The following is an 18659-nucleotide window of genomic DNA, read 5'->3' as shown; positions in this document are numbered from 1 at the left end:
CTTAGGACATCCGATTTCTGTTATCAAGGAGGCAGAGGAGCTTACAGCAGATGCATTTGGGGCTGCTCATGCCTTTCTTATGGTAAATGGAACCACCAGTTCAGTGCAGACTATGATTCTTTCAGTGTGCAAGGCTGGTGACAAGATTTTGATTCCTAGAAATGTCCATAAGAGTGTTATCAATGCAATGGTACTGTGCGGTGCGGTACCTGTATATGTAGAAGTAAAGGTTAACCCTAAAATCGGTATAGCACTTGGTGTAGAGGTGGAAGAGGTAAGACGTGTTATGGATGCCAATCCAGATGCCAAGGCTATTCTTATAAACAACCCTACTTATTATGGTGTGTGTTCTAATCTTAAGGAAATAGTTAAGATTGCACATGAGCATGGTATGAAGGTGTTAGCAGATGAGGCTCATGGTACTCACCTGTATTTTAATGATAATCTGCCTATCTCAGGCATGGCAGCAGGGGCTGATATGGCTGCTGTATCCATGCACAAATCAGGCGGGTCTTTAACTCAAAGCTCCATCCTTCTTTGTGGAGAGGATATGGATGCCGAGTATGTAAGGCAGATTATTAATCTGACACAGACTACCAGCGCATCATATCTGTTACTATCAAGCCTGGATTTGTCCAGACGAAACCTGGCTCTTAGGGGTGAGGAATCCTTTAAAAAGGTGGCTCACATGGCAGAGTATGCACGAAACGAGATTAACGAAATCGGTGGCTTTTATGCATACGGCAAGGAGCTTATTGATGGTGACAGTGTTTACGATTTTGATGTAACTAAGCTATCTATCTATACCCAGGGCATTGGCCTTACAGGTATAGAGGTATACGATTTGCTTAGGGATGAGTACGATATCCAAATAGAATTTGGAGATATCGGAAATATACTTGCTTACATTTCCATAGGTGATAGAATCCAGGATATTGAACGACTTGTAGGAGCTTTAGAGGACATTAAGCGTCTATATGAAAAGGATTCATCGGATTTATACTGTGGAGATTTTATCCAGCCAGAGAATGTAATGACACCTCAGCAGGCTTTTTACGCTAACAAGGTGCAGGTGCCAGTAGCTGAATCTGATGGCAGAATCTGTGCAGAGCTTGTTATGTGCTATCCACCGGGAATACCAATTCTTACACCTGGTGAGCGCATCACAAAAGAAATAATAGAATACATCGAATTTGCCAAGGAAAAGGGATGTAGCCTGCAAGGCACTAAAGACCCTGAGGTAAATTTGATTAGTGTTATAGAATAGTGGAGAAATGTAATGGATTTTTGGTTTTCACAGATGGAGACGGAGCATGTAAAGACAAGCATCCGTGTTAACAAGCAGCTTTACAGCGCCCAAAGTGAGTATCAGCGTATTGATGTTTTTGATACTCAAGAGCTTGGTAAAATGATTGTTCTTGATGGCGAAATCATTTTTTCAGAGGCTGATGAATTTATTTATAACGAAATGATTGTTCATGTGCCTATGGCTGTGCATCCTAATGTCAAGGAGGTGCTGATTATAGGTGGAGGCGATGGCGGTGTTGCCAGAGTCCTCACTGAGTATCCTGAGATTGAACACATAGATGTGGTAGAGCAGGATGAAATGTTTCTTGAGATAAGTAAAAAATTTTTCCCAGAGACAGCTAAGGGCTTTGATGATGACAGGGTAACAGTCACTCACATGGATGGTTTACGTTTCTTGCGTAGATGTAGGGACAAATATGATCTTATTATTAACGATACCACAGACCCATTTGGCTATGCGGAAGGTCTTTTTACAAGAGAGTTTTACGGCAGCTGCTATAGAGCCTTAAAGGAAGATGGTATTATGGTATATCAGCATGGCAGTCCTTTCTATGATGAGGACGAGGAAGCCTTTAGGGCTATGCATCGTAAAGCTTACAAGAGCTTTCCTATCAATAGAGTATACCAGGCTAATATTCCTACCTGTCCATCAGGCTATTGGATGTTTGGCTTCGCTTCCAAGAAGTATCATCCCCTTAAGGATTTAGACGCAAAGCGTTGGAAGGAAAGAAAGCTTAAGACCTGGTATTACACAACAAATCTACATAAAGGGGCTTTCATGCTACCTAAGTACGTGGAGGATTTGCTTGAGGAAGAAGAGCGTGCAGCGAAAAAAGAAAGCAAAGAAAATATAGATTAATGAGGAGAGAATAAATGGCAAGATTATTAATTATTGGATGTGGTGGAGTAGCACAGGTTGCAATATCTAAGTGCTGCCAGAACAGTGATGTATTTGAGGAGATTATGATTGCAAGCCGCACAGTATCAAAGTGCGAGGCAATGAAGGAAAAGCTTGAAGGCACTACAAAGACAGTTATCAAGACAGCACAGATTGATGCAGATGATGTAGAGGCACTTACAAAGCTTATTAAGGATTATGCTCCAGATGCAGTGCTTAACGTAGCACTTCCTTATCAGGACCTTACTATTATGGATGCATGTCTTGCAGCAGGTGTTCATTATATTGATACAGCAAACTACGAGCCAGAGGACACAGATGACCCTAAGTGGCGCGCTATCTATGAGAAGCGCTGCAAGGAATTAGGCTTTAGCGCATATTTTGATTATAGCTGGCAGTGGGCTTATGAGGACAAGTTTAAGGATGCTGGTCTTACAGCACTTCTTGGAACAGGCTTTGACCCAGGTGTAACAAGCGTTTTTGCAGCTTATGCTAAGAAGCATTACTTCGATGAGATTCATACAATAGATATTCTTGATTGCAATGGTGGTGACCATGGTTATCCATTTGCTACCAACTTTAACCCAGAGATTAACCTTCGTGAGGTTTCTGCTCCAGGTTCTTATATGGAAAATGGTAAGTGGGTAGAGATACCTGCAATGAGCATCAAGAGAGAGTACGATTTTGATGGAGTTGGCAAGAAGGATATGTATCTTCTTCACCATGAGGAAATTGAGGCTCTTGGTCGCAACATGCCAGAGGTTAAGAGAATCCGTTTCTTCATGACATTTGGACAAAGCTACCTTACACACATGAATTGTCTTGAAAATGTAGGTATGCTTAGCACTACTCCAATCAACTTTAACGGACAGGAAATCGTGCCAATTCAGTTCTTAAAGGCATTGTTACCAGACCCTGCATCACTTGGACCTCGTACAGTTGGTAAGACAAATATCGGTTGTATTTTCACAGGTATCAAGGATGGTAAGGAGCGTTCAATCTACATCTACAATGTATGCGACCACCAGGAATGCTACAAAGAGGTTGGCTCACAGGCTATAAGCTACACAACAGGTGTGCCAGCTATGATTGGTGCTATGATGGTAGTTACAGGCCAGTGGAAGCAGCCTGGTGTATTTACAACAGATGAGTTTGATCCAGACCCATACATGGAAGCACTTAACAAGTGGGGCTTGCCATGGCAGGTTGTAGAAAATCCTGTTCTTGTAGATTAATTTTGAGAGGGAAAAATGCTGTCAAAATTATATAGTATAGAGACCCCATCCTATGTTATTGATGAGGGGAAGCTAATTGATAATCTTAAGATTTTAAAGAGAGTGCAAGAGGAGGCCAGCTGTAAAATACTGCTGGCCCAAAAGGCATTCTCTAATTTTGTTGTATACCCACTTATTGGTGAGTATCTGGCCGGCACTACAGCAAGTGGCATTTACGAAGCCCGTCTTGGAAAAGAGGAAATGTGCAAGGAAAATCATGTATTTGCTCCAGCCTATAAGGCTGCAGATATGGATGAGCTTGTAAAAATCTGCGACCATATCATTTTTAACTCTGTGGCACAGTTAATGAAATACAAGTCTATCTGCCTTGATGCTGGAGTGGAGATTGGTCTTAGGGTAAACCCTGAGTGTTCTACCCAGGGGGACCACGCAATATATGACCCATGTGCTGCAGGTTCTCGCCTTGGAGTTACTATAGCAGCTCTTGATGAGGCACTTTCAAAGGATGCTAGTGTGTTAGATGGTGTCAATGGATTACATTTTCATACACTATGCGAGCAGAATTCAGATGATTTGGAAACTACCCTGATAGCATTTAAGGAGAAATTTGGTAAATATCTATCACAGATGAAATGGCTTAACATGGGTGGTGGACATCATATCACAAGGGCTGACTATGATGTGGATAGATTAATTAGGCTTGTAAAAGATATTAAGGCTCAATATGACCTTACAGTGTATTTGGAGCCGGGAGAGGCTATCGCCCTTAATGCGGGATATTTTGTCACAGAGGTTCTTGATATAGTAGATAATGGAATCAAGACACTTATTTTAGATGGCTCTGCAGCATGCCACATGCCTGATGTTCTGGAAATGCCATATCGTCCACCTCTTATGGATTCAGGAGAATGGGGCCATAAGCCTTATGAATACAGGCTAAGCTCCTATACTTGCCTGGCAGGAGATATAATAGGTGATTATTCCTTTGATCATGAGATAAAGGTAGGGGATAGGTTAATATTTGAGGATATGGCAATCTATTCCATGGTTAAGAATAACACCTTTAATGGTATACCACTTCCTAGCATCTATCTTCTTCGTGATAATGGAGATATGGAACTGGTAAAGAAATTTGACTATGAGGATTTTAAAAATCGATTATCGTAAATACGTATTATGAAAATAAACAGTACACCAAGTAAAGACAAATTTTATATGCCTGCTGAGTATTCGCCTCACAAAGGCACAGTGATGATATGGCCTATTAGACCTGGCTCATGGCCAAATGGGGCTGTTGAAGCAAAGCAGGTATTTTCTCGGATTGCCCGTGCTATTGCAGAAAGCGAAGAGCTTTGGATGCTGTCAGATGAGGCTCATATAAATGAGGTTAGGGATGAGTTTAAGGATGATGAACATGTTCATCCTATCTGCATTCCTACAGATGATGCCTGGGCCAGGGATGTAGGCCCTACCTGTGTGGTAAATGGAAGTGAAGTGCGAGGTATAGATTGGCAGTTCAACGCCTGGGGCGGAGATTACGACGGCCTGTATGCCCACTGGGATAGGGATGATGCGGCAGCAGCTTTAATCTGCAACGAGCTGGGAATGGATTATTATGACGCTCATCCTTTTGTGTTAGAGGGAGGCAGTATTCATAGCGATGGTGAAGGCACACTGATTGTTACGGAAGCCTGCCTACTTAGTGGTGGCAGAAATCCTTCACTTACTAAGCTTCAGATAGAAGAAAAGCTAAAGGAATATCTTGGAGTGGGCAAGATTATCTGGCTTCCTAGTGGAATATATAATGATGAGACCAACGAGCATGTGGATAACGTATGTGCTTTTGTAGGCCCTGCCGAGGTGGTGCTTGCCTGGACAGATAATGAGGCAGACCCACAATACCAGATGAGCATGGCCTGTCTTAAGGTACTAGAAAGTGAAGTAGATGCAAAAGGCAGACCATTTATAGTTCATAAAATGCTAATTCCACAGAATCCTGTTTGTATTACAGCTGAGGAATTAGAAGGCTATGAGTTTGAAGAGGGAGAAGATGTAAGAGAAGTAGGTGAGCGCTTAGCTGCCAGCTACGTTAATTTCTACATATCAAATGGAGGAGTTATTGTACCTCAGTTTGATGACGAAAACGACGAAGGGGCAGTAAAGCTACTTAGCAGCCTTTTCCCTGATAGAAAGATTTATCCAATCTATGCAAGAGCAATTATCGTGGGTGGTGGCAACATACACTGCATCACCCAACAAATCCCAAATAGCCTTCCCCTTGAGGGGAAGGTGTCAGCGAAGCTGACGGATGAGGTGAAATTATGAGAAAAATAACAGTTGCAGCCATTCAGATGAGCTGCTCAACAATCCTTTCAGAAAATATTGAAAAAGCAGACAAAATGGTTCGCGAGGCTGCCTCTAAGGGGGCACAGATTATTCTTCTTCCTGAGCTTTTTGAACGTCAGTACTTTTGCCAGGAGCGCAGATACGAATACTATGATTTTGCCAAATCAGTAGAAGAAAATGATGCCGTAAATCATTTCAAAAAGCTTGCCAAGGAATTATCAGTAGTTATCCCTGTTAGCTTTTATGAGAAGGATGTGAATGTCCTTTATAATTCTGTAGCAGTGATAGATGCCGATGGAACAGTCCTTGGGGTATACAGAAAGACCCATATTCCTGACGACCATTTCTATCAGGAGAAGTTCTATTTCACACCTGGCAACACAGGCTTTAAGGTTTGGGAAACAAAATATGGCACTATCGGTGTAGGCATTTGCTGGGACCAGTGGTTCCCTGAAACAGCACGTGCCATGGCAGTTCAAGGAGCTGAGCTTCTTTTCTACCCAACAGCTATAGGCAGCGAGCCTATTATTGAGTGCGATAGCATGTCACATTGGAGACGTTGCATGCAAGGTCATGCAGGAAGCAACCTGATGCCTGTTATTGCAGCTAATCGCATTGGCTTAGAAAGTGTGGAGCCTTGTAAGGAAAATGCTATGCAGTCATCAAGCCTTAATTTCTATGGCAGCTCATTTATGACTGATGAGACAGGTGAGCTGCTTGAGACAGCTTCACGTGATAAGGAAGAGATTCTTATTCACACCTATGACTTGGATGAGATAGCAGCTAACAGATTAAGCTGGGGATTGTTTAGAGATAGAAGACCAGAATGTTATGGTGATATTTTAGTATAGCAGTCAGTAAGGATAAATTTAGGAGGCAGATTATGTACGACAAGATTTCAAGATTGTTAATGTATGGTGATTTATCAGAGGATAGCATTCTTTATAAGCTAGGGCGCGCAATAGATGAAGTTGAATCTGGTGATTATAACAAGCGTGAGCTTACAAGGCAGATTAACGCTATATCAAAGCAGCTGCTTATGCTTGCAACTGATTATGGCTTTGACGAAAATCTTTGGCATAATTATCTGACCTTCTACATAATAATGAACGAGAATCCGTTTTCTCTTGTTACAGAAAAGACCGATGTAAAGCCAGGTTCTGTTAATCATTTGGTGGAGAATGATTTTAGGATTTTAAAGGAGCTTTTCGATTATGACTTTTCTTCCCTTGAAAAGGAATTAGGCATTGAATCCTTTAGTGTATTTTCAAGCTACAGTGCAGTTAAGAAAAATCAGCAGATGTATAACCGCAATGTGTCAGCAAAGGTTAGAAAGCTTTCTAAGGAGCTGGAGGCTTGCGCAGATGAAAAGGAATTCTTTAACGTAATTACGGATTTTTATAAGGCATACGGCGTTGGAATGTTTGGCCTTAACAAGGCATTTCGTATTGAGGAGACAGGCTTTAACGATATTAAGTTTGTGCCGATTAACAATATGGACGAAGTAGTACTGGATGATTTAATAGGCTATGAATACCAAAAGGAGCAGTTGATTTCTAACACTGAAAGCTTTGTTTCTGGCAAAAAGGCTAACAATGTGCTTCTTTTTGGTGACAGTGGCACAGGTAAATCCACCAGCATCAAGGCTATTGTAAATCAGTATTATGATAGTGGACTTCGCATGATAGAGATTTACAAGCATCAGTTTAAATATCTATCAAAGATAATTGCCAGCATCAAAAACAGGAATTACAAATATATCATTTACATGGATGATTTATCCTTCGAGGAGCATGAGATTGAGTACAAATTCCTTAAGGCTGTTATTGAAGGCGGTGTGGAAACAAAGCCTGATAACATCTTAATCTATGCCACATCTAATCGTCGTCATCTGATTAAGGAAACATGGAACGATAGAAATGACCAGGATAATTCTAATGACAGACATCACTCTGACACTGTGGAGGAGAAGCTGTCCTTAGTTCATAGATTTGGAATGACCATCAGCTACACCAAGCCTATGCAAAAGGAGTATATCGAAATAGTTCTTGGCCTTGCAAAGAGAGTTGGTATTACTATGCCAGAGGAAGAGCTTGTAGCTAAGGCTAAGATATGGGAAATGGAGCAGGGCGGCCTTTCAGGAAGAACAGCCCAGCAGTTCATTTATCATATTATGGGTGAACAGAAATAATAGGAGTAAATATTGATTAAGATAGATAGTATAGATGATTCAAGGGTAGATATTTTTACAAAATATAATGAGGCTCAGCTTTACCATTACTATGAGCCAAAGCCTGGGGTTTTTATAGCAGAGACCCCTGAGGTAATAAAAAGGGCCCTTGATAGGGGGGCAGAGCCTATAGCATTTCTTGTTGAGGAAAAGGCTTACGAATCAGAAGTGGTTACAGAATTATTGTCTCACGTAGATGATGATGTAGATATTTTTGTGGCAGAGCTTAATGTAATCAATAAAATAACAGGCTTTAATCTGACACGTGGAGTGCTTGCAGCCTGCCATCGCCCTAGCCTTCCTGATGTAGAAAGCCTGTTACAGTCTTCAAAAAGAATTGCCATTTTAGAGGATGTTATGAATCCTACCAATGTGGGGGCAATATTCAGGTCTGCAGCAGCACTTGGGGTAGATGGAATCATTCTTACTCATGACAGTGCAGACCCATTTTATAGGCGTGCTGCCCGTGTTGCTATGGGTACAGTTTTTCAGGTGCCATGGACATATTTTGATAAGGGTTCAGATTACGTGAGCGTTCTTCATAAAAACGGATTTGCTGTAGTTTCTATGGCACTAAAGGATAATGCCATTCCGCTTTCTGCCCCTGCATTAAAGCAGCAGGAAAAGCTTGCTGTTATATTTGGCACAGAAAGCACAGGGATTAAACAGGAGACAATTGATGCAAGCGATTATGTCACCATTATTCCTATGCATCACGGAGTGGATTCTTTAAATGTTGCAGCAGCGTCAGCTGTAACATTTTGGGAATTATGTAAAGAAGATTAAAGGAATATTCAGGCATCTGGTCTTATCCAGATGTCTTTTTTTGAACACATTTAATTTGTCGGGGTTTATTCTAAACATTATCATGCTTTGCCTAAAATATCCTTTGCTAAAATGATTTTACCGCGGTGTTTTTACAATTATAAAAAGGAGAATATTGAGGGTTATGGTAAAAAGAAAAATCTACAAGGCGCTATCTGTAGCTATGGCTTCTAGCATGTTGATGGCGACACCAAGTCCAGCATTAGTCAATGCAAAAGAATTACCAGAAGATACCACAGAGGAAGTGGTAGAAGAATTAAAGGAAGACTCTAAGGAAGAATCTAAGGATGAAACAAAAGAGAATTCTAAAGAAGAAGTAAAAGAAGATTCTGAGAAAGAAGCAGAAGAATCAAAAGAAGAAGTTAAGGAAGATTCTAAGGAGGAATCAGATGAGAACACTGAAGAAGCCTTAGAGGAAGAGGACTCTGAAAAGGAAGAGAAGGACGATGAAGAGTCTAAAAAGACATGTGAAATCACATATAGCATGTTCGATTTTGATGACAGTTATGAAGGCGGTTCATGGGGTTCAACTGTTACAAAATCAAAGGGTGGAGTAAAAATTGAGTACAGCGGAAACTATGCGGAGAAAGTTTTTGGTCTACCTAAAGGAATTAAAGGCACAGATGTAGTATCAGTAAAAGCAAATCTGTTAAAGGGCAGCAAGTCAGGTTTCTCACTTAAGTTCAGAAACAAGGGTGAGGAAGTAAAGGCAGCTTATGGAACAGATGTTATTGAAAATACAGACAAAGCTGAATTCGATGGAATCGGCTTAATGAATAGCTCAGGCGGTGGAACAACATTTACAATACAAAGCATTACACTTACTCTCAAGGGTGACGCAGCTGATTACCCAACACCAAGCGAGATAAAGGATGACAACACAAAGCCTGAGATACAGTGGGATATCCCTGATTTAAGAGATTATGTCTCTAGCGAAAAGGGTCTTGGCAAGGATAGCCATACTGGTGCTGCTATCATGGTTTCAGAAATTACTGATGAAGCTTTGATGGATATTGTTGAGAAACATTTTAATGCTGTAACATTTGGTAACGAGTTCAAGCCAGATTCATTAATGAATTACAACAACGCTAAGCCAGCAGATGGACAGATTATCACAGAAACATGGACAGATGCTAAGGGCGTTACACATAAGGATATGGCTGTACCAAAGCTTGATTTCTCACGTCCAGAGAGAATGCTTCGCGTAATCAAGGATTGGAATGACGAGCATCCTGATAAGGAAATCAAAATCAGAGGCCACGTTCTTACATGGCATTCACAGACACCTGAGTGGTTCTTCAAAGAGAACTATGATCCAAACGGTGACTGGGTATCACCAGAGGAAATGACACTTCGTCATGAGTGGTACATCAAGAGCGTATTCGAGCATGTATTCTCTTCTGAGTACAAGGATATGTTTTACGGCTGGGATGTTGTAAACGAGGCTTGTTCAGATAGCACAGGTACATACAGAAGCGCCAGCGCAAGCGAGCGTTCTAACTGGGCTAGAATCTATGGAACAGGCAGCAAGGAGGATGCTCCAGATTACATCCTTAATGCATTTAGATATGCAAACTACTATGCTCACAAGATGGGCAAGGATGATGTAGAGCTTTACTACAACGATTACAACGAGTGCTCAGGCAACAAGCCAGATGCAATTGCTCAGTTACTTGAGAGTGTAAAGAGACATGAGAGTGATGATGTTCTTCCTACTAGAATCTCTGGTTTTGGTATGCAGGGACATTATAATATGTTAAGCCCAAGTAAGCAGAAGGTTATAGATTGCGGTAAGCGCTATGGTAAGATTGTTGGAAAGATTCAGGTAACAGAGCTTGATTTCAAGTGCTCAGATGAATATGATGGAACATCAGCAACAGAGTCAGCTGAGTACACAAGAGAAGCTTATCGTTATAAGGAAATCTATGAAGCATACAAGGAAATTGATGCAGATCCAGACATCGATGTAAATGGATTTACAGTTTGGGGTGTAATCGATCCTAACTCTTGGTTACAGACATCAAACAGTGCAGGTGGCGGTGCTAACGGAAACAGAAAGCAGGTTCCACTTCTATTTGATGGTGATTACATGGCTAAGCCAGCTTACTGGGCGTTAGTTGACCCATCTAAGCTTGAGCCAGCAATCAAGAGCATCAATATCACTCAGGCAGCAACAGGCGAAGATAAATTCGTACATGGCAAGTCTGCAACAATTGAGGGCACAGATTATACATTCGTTCCTGTTTGGGAGGATGGTAAGCTCTCAGTTAAGGTTAAGGCTGCTGGTGCAACATCTGCTAAGCTTTATGTTGATTTTGCAACTACAATGGAAGATGGAGCTAAGGTTTCTACAGCTGAGGCTACTTTAGATAAGAATGGTGAATGCGTACTTGAGGTAGCAACAGATGCAACACTTTCAGCAGCAACACGTATTGCACTTGATGTTGTTGTTACAGATGCAGAGGGTGACCATGCATTCAACAACCTTCGTCTTACACAGGATGAGGGCAGCAAGTACTACGCAAAGGGTACATGCAAGCCTTATGCAAATGTTAACAAGGGCACAGTTACAGTTGATGGTGAAGTGGATGATGCTTGGGAAGTTGCTAAGGAAGTAGTTCTTTCAGTACCAGGCAGCAGCCCTAAGGCAACAGCTACTGCTAAGCTCCTTTGGGATAATGAGAACCTATATGTTCTTATGAATGTAAAGGATGCTAACCTTGATGCAACAGCATCAGCTGTTCATGAAAAAGATTCAGTAGAAGTATTTATTGATGAAAACAATAACAAGTCTGAGGCATACGAGGACGATGACAAGCAGTACAGAATTAACTATTTAAATGAAACAAGCTTCAATGGTACCAAGTGTGTTGAGGAAAATGTAAAGCATGCTGTTAAGCTTACAGATGACGGCTATATGGTAGAGGCTGCATTTGCTTGGACAGATATCACACCAGAGGTTGGAACTGCTATTGGTCTTGATTTACAGATTAATGATGGCGAAGGCGGTGCACGTATCGGAACACGTAGCTGGTATGATGAGACAGGTAACGGCTGGTCAGCACCAAAGGTATTTGGTGAGGTAACACTTTCTGATGGCGAGGAAACTCCTGATACTCCAGATGAGCCTGTAGTTGTTACTCCATCAGTTGCAGAGGTTGCTGATGCAGTTTACACAGGTGCTAAGGTTACTCCAGAGGTAGTTGTTACAGCGGGTGATAAGGTGCTTGTAAAGGATGTTGATTACACAGTTTCTTACGCAAACAACAAGAATGCAGCTGCTAAGGTAGGAAGCGGTATGGGTGAGGAATTCAATGCTTCACTTCCTACAGTAGAGGTTAAGTTCATTGGGGAGTATGCAGACAACGAAGCTGTTAAGGCAAACTTCACAATCGCTCCTGTAGATTTTGCAAGCGAGGATGCAATTGAGGTAGAGCCAGTTGACACATTTGTAGAAAGCATCTTTGCAACTCGTCCTGGTGTTACAGTACGCTTCAACGGCAAGAATCTTGCTAAGACAAACTATACACTACAGTATAGACTTGGCGAGAATGGCAAGCTTCTTAACAAGCTTCCAGCACATGCTTCTAATGCAGATGGTACATACTATGCAGTAGTAACAGCTAAGGGCAAGAACTTTGTTGGTTCTACAAGCGTAGAGCTTGATATCCTAGAGAACGTTAGCATCCATGTTCTCAAGGCAGAAGTATGGCGTTCAGCTTCTTACAATAAGAAGACAGGTGCTGTAAACCTTAAGGCTAACTATACAGTTAAGACAAATTCAGAGGCTAAATACTTTGGTGTTAAGAAGGGTTCAAGAGTCGTTCTTGAGGCAGGTAAGGATTTTGAGGCAACAGTAGTATTTAGAGAGAGATTTACAGGTCTTGGTCTTGTTCACATGAAGGGAAATGATCCTTTATTTGGCGAGAGAGTTGTAATTATCAAGCTTAAATAAAATAATTGATTTTATAGGGTTGGCGTCTATATTGATGCCAACCCTATTTTTGATTATATTCAACATAGATACAGAGGATATCAATAGGATTCAGAGACAAAGATGAAAATTACCCCCTAGGATAATTTATTTTAACCAGGTAGTAGTGAATCTGAATATATTTACTATCTATGTGAGATTTCGAGTTGTAGATAGTAGTGATTTTAGAGTAAACTACTATCTAGGGATTATTGTCAGCTATAGATAGTAATGAATTAGTATGAGATTACTATCTGTGATGTATTTATTACTATAGATAGTAATGGGGCTGAAAAAGTATACTACCTAGAGCTTATTTTTGATGTTAGATAGTAGTTAATTGATTTTTCACTACTATCTATAATGGATTTTCAATTGTAGCTAGTAAAGTTTCTTGAATGCCTTCCTAGTACAAGTGGATTATGAACTGAAATGGAATAGATTAGTTAGACAGGAGGACAAATATGGCTGGAGTATTATTTGGAATAGGAGTGGGGCCGGGAGACCCAGATATGCTTACCCTTAAAGCTGTTAAGGCTATTAAGGAAGCAGATGTTATTTGTCTTCCAAAGGCTGACAAGGGTAAGTGCATGGCTTATCAAATCGCACTTCCTGCTGTACCGGAAATACGATATAAAAAGACAATCAGTCTGGATTTTGAAATGACAAGTGACGTGGAGCGCTTGGAGAAAATCCATGGGGAATTCTACCAAAAATACAAACAGCTATTGATGGAAGGATATAACCTGGCATTTCTTACCATTGGTGATCCTACAGTTTATTCTACCTTTGGCTATATTATGAAGCTTGCCAAAAAGGATGGTATAGAGGTAGAGATAATAAACGGCATAACATCCTTTTGCGGTTCTGCAGCAGCGGCAGGTATTCTTTTAAGCGAAGGAGAGGAGAATATCCATATCATCTCAGGCCAGGGGAACATAGATGAGGAGCTAAAGCTTTCTGGAACTAAGATTATAATGAAGAGTGGAAAAAATATTTCAGTCATCAAAGAAAAGTTGATTCCTTTAGAAGAGGCTGATAAAATTATCGTATATGCGGTAGTAGATTGCGGTAAAGAAACAGAGCAAATCTACAAAGGCGCGATGATGATTCCAGAGGCTTGCAAATATATGATGACAATCATCATCAAAGAAAAATAAATATCATGGGGGTTAATGTGGTGAATAAAAATGATTTTGCGCTTACTCCACCTATGGGGTGGAATAGCTACGACTATTATGACACTGCGGTTACAGAGGAGCAGGTAAAGGCTAATGCAGATTTTCTAGCTAAGCATCTTAAGGATTATGGCTATGAATACGTAGTAGTTGATATTGAATGGTATTCAAACGATGCTGCCACCATGCGTGACAAGTATCAGTACATTCCATTTGGTGATGATGAAATAGATGAGTATGGCAGATTTATACCAAGCCCTACACGCTTCCCATCAGCTAAAGGAGGGGTTGGCTTTAAGGCTCTAGCAGATTATTGCCATAACTTAGGTCTTAAGTTTGGTATTCATATCATGCGAGGCATTCCACGTGTTGCAGCAGAGCGTCATCTTCCAGTATATGGAACAGCTGTGACAGCAGCAGATATTGCAGATCCATCCAGCATCTGTGGTTGGAATCCTGATATGTACGGCGTAAGAGACTGCAAGGAAGGCCAGGCTTATTATGATTCCCTGATTAGCATGTATGCTGACTGGGGTGTAGATTTTATTAAATGCGATGACATTTGTGATTCATGGATGTACAGGGATGAGAACTTCAGTGGCTGGCATGAAACCAGAATGCTTCATAAGGCTATTATGAAATCTGGCCGTGAAATTGTTCTTAGTCTTTCACCAGGACCAGCTCACATCGATAAGGCATTCCATTATCAGGACAATGCTAATATGTGGCGTATCACTGATGATTTTTGGGATAAGTGGGAGCTTCTTAAGAACATGTTCTGGCGCTGTGAAATGTGGCAGGATCATGTTAGGGCTGGCTGCTTTCCAGATTGCGATATGCTTCCAATAGGAATGGTTGGTGCAGGCTTTAACAGTGAGCGTCATTCTAATTTCACTATGGATGAAGCAAAAACAATGATGACACTTTGGTGCATGTTCCGCTCACCACTTATGATAGGAGCGGAGCTTACTAAGTTATCAGATGAGGATTTATCTCTTCTTACCAATAAGACATTGTTATCTTATATGGAGGATGGATATAGGGCGCATCAGATAGCAAGAGATGATGACTATGCTATATGGGTAACAGAAAATGCTGCTGCTGGAAAGAAGGCAGTTGCGGTGTTTAATCTATCTGATAAGGCTTTTGATTTTGCAGATTATAAATCAGATGTTTTTGCAGCAGTATCTTCAGATAGCTTTAATGGTTTAGACATCTGGACAAAAGAGGAATATAAGATAACAGCGGATTATAGTAAAGCTATTAATCCACATTCGGTTTTAGCGATTGAAATAAAATAATAGCGAGGTAAACAATGAAATTTGTAGTACAAAGAGTAACTGAGGCATCAGTAGCAGTAGATGGAAATGTAATAGGTAAGATTGGCAAGGGATTTTTGGTGCTGATAGGTGTTTCTGACAGCGATACTAAAGAAATTGCTGATAAGATGGTTAAGAAGCTTTTGGGGCTTCGCATATTCGATGACGAGAACGACAAAATCAATCTTTCCCTTACAGATGTAGGCGGAGAGCTGCTTTTGATTTCTCAGTTTACTTTGTACGCTAATTGCAAGAAGGGCTATCGCCCATCCTTTATAGAGGCAGGCGCCCCTGATATGGCAAATGAAATGTATGAATATATTATCTCAAAGTGCAGTGAACAGTTTCATGTTGAGACGGGAGAGTTCGGTGCAGATATGAAGGTTTCCCTTTTAAATGATGGACCATTTACAATCATATTAGATTCTGATGATATTTGTTGATTTTCCCCTTCTAAAGCCTTGACTTGTAGGCGGAAATTCTATAGAATACTAAATGTTCGCAGAAGTGGCGGAATTGGCAGACGCGCAGGCTTCAGGTGCCTGTGGTAGCAATATCGTGTGGGTACAAGTCCCATCTTCTGCATACAAACGGGCGACACCAATTCGAAATCAACCGATTCCTAACTGGTGCCGCCCCTAATTATCGATCCCAATGGACTATACCTCTCAATCTATCTATTTTTATCAGTTACATTGTCGCGTGTTACATTCAATTCTCTGGTGGACTATACCTCCAATTCCTAGATTTTGAATAATTACTAACTTAATTCTCTGGTGGACCGTACCTCCCTTTCAAAAAAATTATTTATCTGTCATTTGATAAGTCTATTATAGCCCCTTGATATTAAATTGCAAGTCAATTCGGTGATTAAAAATATTTTTGTCAGATATTTCAATGTTCGATAAGATGTTTTGTGAGAATTTACACTATGAAAAGTGTTGACAAACAAAAAGCACCCAAAAGGGTGCTACATTGTTGCAGTTGTTCAGGCTGCGATTAGAAGTTCATAATAATGACCTCTGTTGTTCGTATAATCATAATAACACTTTTTTTAATATTGTCAAATAATACAACTCCACTCTCTTTTGTGGTGCCTTGCCTGTGGGTGGCATAAGATTTAATGTCTCAATTGAACGGGTTGAGCTTACAGGCTACACTGCCCTTCCAGAAGAGCTTCTGTTGCATTATAAGGCTAGACTAACTAGCAGTCACTTTCGCGACGATTGTGCCAGATTTCATATAGCAAGCGAATAATATTCACTGCTAACTGGGCTAGTTCTACGAACAACATCATTATTCTGTCCCTTCTAAACTTATGCAACCAGGCAAAGCATATTATATAGATTTGAATCTATACATTCAAGAAAAAATAAATTTCCTTGCCTGAAGCTAGAAATGGATTTATAATAAATTGTATAAAATCTAATTGCGTAGAATTGATAAAGGAGCTTTTATGTTGTTTACAGGTTTAATTATTCTTTTGACAATCCTATATTTAATCATTCTAGAATTATCCAAAAATATTATTTTAGGATGGGTTATTGGGGTACTTGCAGCAGTGGCAGCAATCCTAACAAGAAGCAGTCTTACTAAAAAAGGCCAGCTCAATCTTAGAACCCAATTAATTATTTGGGGAGCCTTTATAGGAATTCTTTGTATTAATTATCTTATGACCAGCCCACCATACAAGAATGTTCCAGCAGTGGATAACAAGAATCCTGATGTGACAGAGGTGGTACATGTCACACAAGGGGATTTGACAGGTGTATATAATGCTGACCATTCTGCCAAAGTTTATGCAGGTATTCCTTATGCTAAGCCACCTGTGGGAGAGCTTAGATTCAAAGAGCCACAGGCACCGGAAGCCTGGGAGGGAGTGAAGGCCTGCGATGCATTTGGCCCTATGGCAATGCAGTCTAGAGGAAACACATTATATAATAGCCTTTCACATATCCTTGGGTGGCATGATTATCAGGTAAAGTTTGGTGATGAGTACTTAGAGCCTATGAGCGAGGATTGCTTGTATCTTAATGTGTATGCACCAGGGGATGCGGCAGAAGAACCTCTTCCAGTAATTTTTTACATCCATGGTGGCAGTCTTACTACAGGTCAGTCATCTTACACAGAATATCGTGGTGAGGATTTAGCAAAAAGAGGAGTTATCGTTGTTAATTTTGCATATCGCTTGGGCGTATTTGGCTATTACACTGCCGATGACTTAAAGGAAGAATCACCTAATGGAACTACTGGAAACTATGGCTTACTTGATCAGATAGCAGCCCTTAACTGGGTGAGGGAAAATATAGCTGCATTTGGAGGCGACCCTAATCAGATTACCATTGCCGGGGAATCAGCAGGTTCCTCAAGTGTGAATGCAATATGTGTATCGCCTCTTACAGAAGGCATGTTTAATTATGCTATTGCAGAATCAAGCGGAATCCTTGCGCACAAGCCATTTCATACATTTAGAGACTATAATGAGGCTACAGTGCAGGGGGATAAAGTTAGGGAAGAGTTCGGTGTTAATTCGTCACAGGAGTTAAGAGATATTCCAGCTGAAAAGCTTGTGCAAACAGCTACCGACCAGTCAGCTATGACAGTAGATGGCTATGCCATAGTAGAGCAGCCTTATCTTACTTATGAAAAGGGCAAAAACCATGAAAAGGCACTGTTAAATGGCTTTAATGCTAAGGAAGCGGATGCATTTAATCTTGGCATTAAGGCAACTGCTGATAACTATGAAGAGCTTTTGGCAGAGGATTTAGAAGATTATGCCTCAGAAATGGCAAATGTTGTGCCAGCAGATTCACCTCAGCGTGACCAGCATTTCATAGTGGATGCTTTGGGAGATGCTAAAGGGGCTTTGAACGAAGCTTATTCTGCTATATGGTTTAGTTATTCACATTATTTATGGAACAACTATATGGTTGAACAGGGCAAGCCTGCCTATGAATATTATTTTACTAAAGAAAATAATATGCTGTCTAATTATCATGCGGGAGAATTGCCTTATGCTTATGGAAATCTCTGGCGTCATCCAGGGCTTTATAGTGACGAGGATTATAAGCTTTCTGATATAATGCAGCAGTATTGGGTTAATTTTGCCAAGACAGGAGACCCTAATGGAGCGGGATTGCCTAAGTGGCAGATGCGTGCAGAAGGCCAGGATAAGTTATTACAGCTTGATACAACTATCAAGATGATAGATGATCCAAACCATCAGCTTTATCAGGTTATTGATAAATATCAAAACTCAATTAAATAAAATTTGAGTATATTTAGAAATATTAAGAGAAAAAAGGAAAAGGTTATTGTATACTGATATTGGATTTTATAACTAGGGA

At 40.6% G+C, this 18659-nt stretch carries 13 protein-coding genes and 1 tRNA gene; all 14 read left to right on the top strand.

Annotated elements, in window-relative coordinates; genetic code table 11:
• Positions 1-1267, top strand: a 1267-nt coding sequence (locus IJ535_RS09445; RefSeq protein WP_294301781.1) for an aminotransferase class I/II-fold pyridoxal phosphate-dependent enzyme, incomplete at its 5' end; no start/stop codon positions are given.
• A gap of 12 nt (positions 1268-1279) precedes the next feature.
• Positions 1280-2167, top strand: a complete 888-nt coding sequence (gene speE, locus IJ535_RS09440) for a polyamine aminopropyltransferase (RefSeq protein WP_294301779.1) — start codon at positions 1280-1282, stop codon at positions 2165-2167.
• Between the two features lie 14 nt (positions 2168-2181).
• Entirely contained in the window at positions 2182-3441 is a 1260-nt protein-coding gene (locus IJ535_RS09435) for a saccharopine dehydrogenase family protein (RefSeq protein WP_294301776.1), read from the top strand.
• Positions 3442-3456: 15 nt separating this feature from the next.
• On the top strand, positions 3457-4608 hold the full coding sequence (nspC, locus tag IJ535_RS09430; RefSeq protein ID WP_294301774.1) for a carboxynorspermidine decarboxylase: 1152 nt from the start codon (positions 3457-3459) through the stop codon (positions 4606-4608).
• A 9-nt stretch (positions 4609-4617) separates the two neighbouring features.
• The gene (gene aguA / locus IJ535_RS09425; protein WP_294301771.1) at positions 4618-5766 is read left to right on the top strand and encodes an agmatine deiminase; all 1149 of its coding nucleotides are present in this window, start codon (positions 4618-4620) and stop codon (positions 5764-5766) included.
• The gene (gene aguB / locus IJ535_RS09420) at positions 5763-6638 is read left to right on the top strand and encodes an N-carbamoylputrescine amidase (RefSeq protein ID WP_294301768.1); all 876 of its coding nucleotides are present in this window, start codon (positions 5763-5765) and stop codon (positions 6636-6638) included. The genes aguA and aguB overlap by 4 nt, the downstream gene beginning before the upstream one ends.
• Before the next feature lie 32 nt (positions 6639-6670).
• Positions 6671-7978, top strand: coding sequence for an ATP-binding protein (locus IJ535_RS09415; RefSeq protein WP_294301766.1), 1308 nt, complete (start codon positions 6671-6673; stop codon positions 7976-7978).
• Between the two features lie 12 nt (positions 7979-7990).
• A complete protein-coding gene (locus tag IJ535_RS09410; protein ID WP_294301761.1) occupies positions 7991-8803 on the top strand; it encodes a TrmH family RNA methyltransferase in 813 nt (270 codons plus the stop codon).
• A gap of 163 nt (positions 8804-8966) precedes the next feature.
• Positions 8967-12797, top strand: coding sequence for an endo-1,4-beta-xylanase (locus tag IJ535_RS09405; RefSeq protein WP_294301757.1), 3831 nt, complete (start codon positions 8967-8969; stop codon positions 12795-12797).
• Between the two features lie 482 nt (positions 12798-13279).
• Positions 13280-13975, top strand: coding sequence for a precorrin-2 C(20)-methyltransferase (gene cobI, locus IJ535_RS09400; protein ID WP_294301754.1), 696 nt, complete (start codon positions 13280-13282; stop codon positions 13973-13975).
• 20 nt (positions 13976-13995) lie between these two features.
• Positions 13996-15294 carry a glycoside hydrolase family 27 protein gene (locus IJ535_RS09395; protein WP_294301750.1) on the top strand — a complete coding sequence of 433 codons (1299 nt, stop codon included), beginning with the start codon at positions 13996-13998 and terminating at the stop codon, positions 15292-15294.
• Between the two features lie 14 nt (positions 15295-15308).
• Entirely contained in the window at positions 15309-15755 is a 447-nt protein-coding gene (gene dtd, locus IJ535_RS09390; protein ID WP_294301747.1) for a D-aminoacyl-tRNA deacylase, read from the top strand.
• A gap of 58 nt (positions 15756-15813) precedes the next feature.
• Positions 15814-15897 (top strand) — tRNA-Leu (locus IJ535_RS09385).
• Positions 15898-16768: 871 nt separating this feature from the next.
• Entirely contained in the window at positions 16769-18580 is a 1812-nt protein-coding gene (locus IJ535_RS09380; RefSeq protein WP_294301744.1) for a carboxylesterase/lipase family protein, read from the top strand.
• The last annotated feature ends 79 nt before the right edge of the window (positions 18581-18659 follow it).

It is taken from the genome of Pseudobutyrivibrio sp., assembly GCF_017471675.1.
Classification (GTDB): domain Bacteria; phylum Bacillota; class Clostridia; order Lachnospirales; family Lachnospiraceae; genus Pseudobutyrivibrio.
Note: the sequence above shows the minus strand (reverse complement) of the source record. Positions and strands in the feature narration are given on the sequence as shown.

Bases quoted from the DNA above. Each gene is read 5' to 3' on its own strand.
- speE (WP_294301779.1), top strand. From the start codon at position 1,280: ATGGATTTTTGGTTTTCACAGATGGAGACGGAGCATGTAAAGACAAGC.
- IJ535_RS09435 (WP_294301776.1), top strand. From the start codon at position 2,182: ATGGCAAGATTATTAATTATTGGATGTGGTGGAGTAGCACAGGTTGCA.
- nspC (WP_294301774.1), top strand. From the start codon at position 3,457: ATGCTGTCAAAATTATATAGTATAGAGACCCCATCCTATGTTATTGAT.
- aguA (WP_294301771.1), top strand. From the start codon at position 4,618: ATGAAAATAAACAGTACACCAAGTAAAGACAAATTTTATATGCCTGCT.
- aguB (WP_294301768.1), top strand. From the start codon at position 5,763: ATGAGAAAAATAACAGTTGCAGCCATTCAGATGAGCTGCTCAACAATC.
- IJ535_RS09415 (WP_294301766.1), top strand. From the start codon at position 6,671: ATGTACGACAAGATTTCAAGATTGTTAATGTATGGTGATTTATCAGAG.
- IJ535_RS09405 (WP_294301757.1), top strand. From the start codon at position 8,967: ATGGTAAAAAGAAAAATCTACAAGGCGCTATCTGTAGCTATGGCTTCT.
- cobI (WP_294301754.1), top strand. From the start codon at position 13,280: ATGGCTGGAGTATTATTTGGAATAGGAGTGGGGCCGGGAGACCCAGAT.
- dtd (WP_294301747.1), top strand. From the start codon at position 15,309: ATGAAATTTGTAGTACAAAGAGTAACTGAGGCATCAGTAGCAGTAGAT.
- IJ535_RS09380 (WP_294301744.1), top strand. From the start codon at position 16,769: ATGTTGTTTACAGGTTTAATTATTCTTTTGACAATCCTATATTTAATC.